Genomic DNA, 2,981 nt, shown 5'->3' with positions numbered 1-2,981 from the left:
GTGTCGATCGAAGCCTCGAACGTGGTGGACTCGCCGCCTGCGAGCGTCACGTCTTCGCTGGCGACCGCTTCACCGTCGACACGGAACTCGACGGTCTGCGTCGCTTCCTGTTCGCCGGTGTTTTCGATCGTCGCGGAGGCGTCGATCGTGTCGCCGGCCGTCACAGTCGCTTCAGCCGGGCTCAGGTCAGAGACCTCGAAGACCGCGGGCGCCTGAACCTGCTCGACAACCGTACCGTCAACCTCAACGGCATCATTCAGCTGAAGCTGCTGGAGACTGAGCGTGTACTCGTCGCCAACAGACGTGTCGCTGAAGTCGAATTCACCTTCCCACGTACCATCGGCAGCGACAATTACCTCGTCGTCGATCTTGACGAACGAGGGCTGCGTACCGGTGGCGGAGCGGGCGCGAATAGTGAACTCCGTTCCGGGGGCCACGTTCGTCGTACCCGTGATGTTCTGTCCCTCAGTGGGAGTCACGTCGTACGGATCCTGGTCGAAGTCAGCCGTCCGCTCGTCGATGCTGAAGTTGGCCGAGACGGTGTTGTACGAGTCTTCGAATTCGTCAGCGTCGACTTCGTCGTCCGGGTCCAGGAGCCGCTCGTCCTGGACCGTGAACTCGACGTCGAACTCGTAGTCCTCGTCGTCCTCCAGACCGAGGTCCGAAGTGTCGAGGATCACGTAGTAGTCGTCGTTCTCTTCGTCAACGACGACGTCGAACTGGTTCCCGTCCGGAACGATCGTCGTGCGGTCCGTGTTCGGCCCCGCACTCGCGCGCGTCTCGCGGATGCGGAACTCGATCGCGTTGTCGTCATTGATGTCGTTGAAGCTGTTGGTTGCCAAGTAGGCGAGCTGCTCGCTCGCATCATCGTCAGCGACACCACTCTGCTCACCAGCGTAGTCGAGCGCGCCTTCGAGGCCGCTCGCGCTGATCTGGTGGACACTCGTGTCACCGTGCGCGAAGTCACTCGTCTGCGTGAGGGTGCCCTGATCGACGGCAGCCGTGATCTCGTCGAGCTGTTCGTCCTCGTCAGCGTCGATGATGTCGTTTGCGGTCGAATCGGGGGTGGTCCACGTCTGGATGCCGTCCGTCGAGCGCTCCTCGATGAACAGCGTCGCGACGTCGTCAGATGAGTCGACGGTGTCCTCGAAGTCACTCGAGGAATCCGACGAGATGTCGTAGTCACCAGTGGCGAGGATGCTATCGAGATCTGTCTCACCATCGAAGGTGATTTCATCATCATCGTCGTCCGTATCGACGATGCTAACAGGGTCCTCAGATCCGGATAAGTTACCTGCCGTGTAGGTGTTGAACTCCAGCGTGATCTGATCGTCGTCACCGAAGTCGTCAATCGATACATTCGCCTGGTAGCCGAAGTCTTCCTCGTTACCGATGACGACCGTACCGGTGTCCGTGGCACCGTCAGCCGTGACAGTGAACTCGACGGTGTCACCCTGCGCGATGTTCAGGCTGGACTCTTCGATCTCGACATCACCGCCATCGATATCCTCCACGGTGATGGTGTCCGAATCCGTACCTGTCGAGTCAACGACAGAGACTTCGAACTCGTACTCACCGGCGTCAATGTCCGTGAAGTTCAGCTCGTGCTCCGGGTTCTCTGCGCGGAAGAGGGTGATATATCCGTCTTCCTCATGGAGCGCGTAATCGTTTGAGAGGTTGGTAGCATCTGTGTCGTTGATGTGACCGGCGACGTCATACCGGTCGTAGTCGTCGCCAAGATCGATCTCGTCGTCGTACTCGTTACCGAAGATGTCCGCGAGATCGTCCTCGTCGAGGCCTTCTGCCTCCACGTTTACGGCGTAGTTGTTACGCACATTTGATGTAATTTCGTACTCGACGAGAGCGTCATTGCCCTCGTCGGCAACGGTATCCTCATCAAATTCGGTCGTGAGGTCCTGCACCGCAACCTCGAACCGAATGTCGCCAGCACCAGCCGTAGTGGTGTCAACATTATCACCGGTTCCCTGCGTGGTGATCACGTACTGACCGGCGTCAATGTCACCGGTGTCGATAATGACGAAGTCGTCACCTTCGGGATCGAGCGCCTGTTCGAGATTGCCGACTTGCGGGTCGTCCCCGCTGGTGTCGACGGTACGGAGCTCGAGATTCCCGCCATCGTAGTTTTCAACATTCGATACATCGTAGAGCACTTCTTGACCTTGGTACAGCGTTGCACCAGAACTCGATCCAGCATTGCGGTCGAAGTCGTCGGCGAGGGTCGCCGCAGCCGCGGGGGCGGCAGCAAAGCCGACGGCGACCATGGAAAGAACCATGACCGCAGCGAAAAAGACCGCGCTGGCCTTCTTGCGTGTGGTATTGTCGTTTGTCATTGTTGTTGTATTCCGTGTCGCGACACCCTGCTTTGCCCCAGCCTGAGCTATCCGCTCAGCATTGACCAACATCGCGTCGTGGTCACTGCCGGACTTGGCCGGGATTACTCACGTCGGCATCGCATTCGCGTGGGGTAGGGTCTGCAACCGACAATTCAGTCGGTCTACATATATGCTTTGTGGAGCATCTGATAGTGTGGTAACGCATGTCGTGATGCGTAGCAGCGCTCTACCGACGGTTTTGAAATCGGTGCGTTCGGGGAATCCGACGAGCGGATGTGAAAACGAGATCGAGAGCGTCGGGACGCGACGATGGCGGTCACGGCTCACCGGGAGCGTCACCGCTGGTCGAAGTATTGCTGTTCGCGTACACCCGCGCGTGGCGAGGCAAAAGTCGTCTTCATCGGGGAATCGCCTGACTCCCGACTGGTGCCGTCGCTGAGGAAGTGAGGCGTGATAAAGAAGTGCCGCATGGGTCGGCCCGCGAGGGCCGATAGTTAGTGAGTGAGGTGAATCGCTGCTGCGTTACTCGTTACGCCGCGTAGCGAGGAGTGCAGCCGCGATGAGGGCCACGAGGGCCACGAGAGCGCCGAAGCCGGGCGTGGAGTCGTCGGTGGAGCCGTCCCCACC

2 protein-coding genes are annotated in these 2,981 nt (G+C 59.3%); both read right to left on the bottom strand.

What is annotated here, in order from left to right; translation table 11 throughout:
• The coding region (locus tag ACNS84_RS16075; protein ID WP_435075875.1) for a BGTF surface domain-containing protein at positions 1-2,351 on the bottom strand (2,351 nt) is incomplete at its 3' end.
• 525 nt (positions 2,352-2,876) lie between these two features.
• The coding region (locus ACNS84_RS16070) for a PGF-CTERM sorting domain-containing protein (protein WP_435075876.1) at positions 2,877-2,981 on the bottom strand (105 nt) is incomplete at its 5' end.

This window comes from Halorubrum wangae (genome assembly GCF_051194135.1).
Taxonomy (GTDB): Archaea; Halobacteriota; Halobacteria; order Halobacteriales; family Haloferacaceae; genus Halorubrum.
This window is presented reverse-complemented; position numbering and strand designations above follow the sequence as displayed.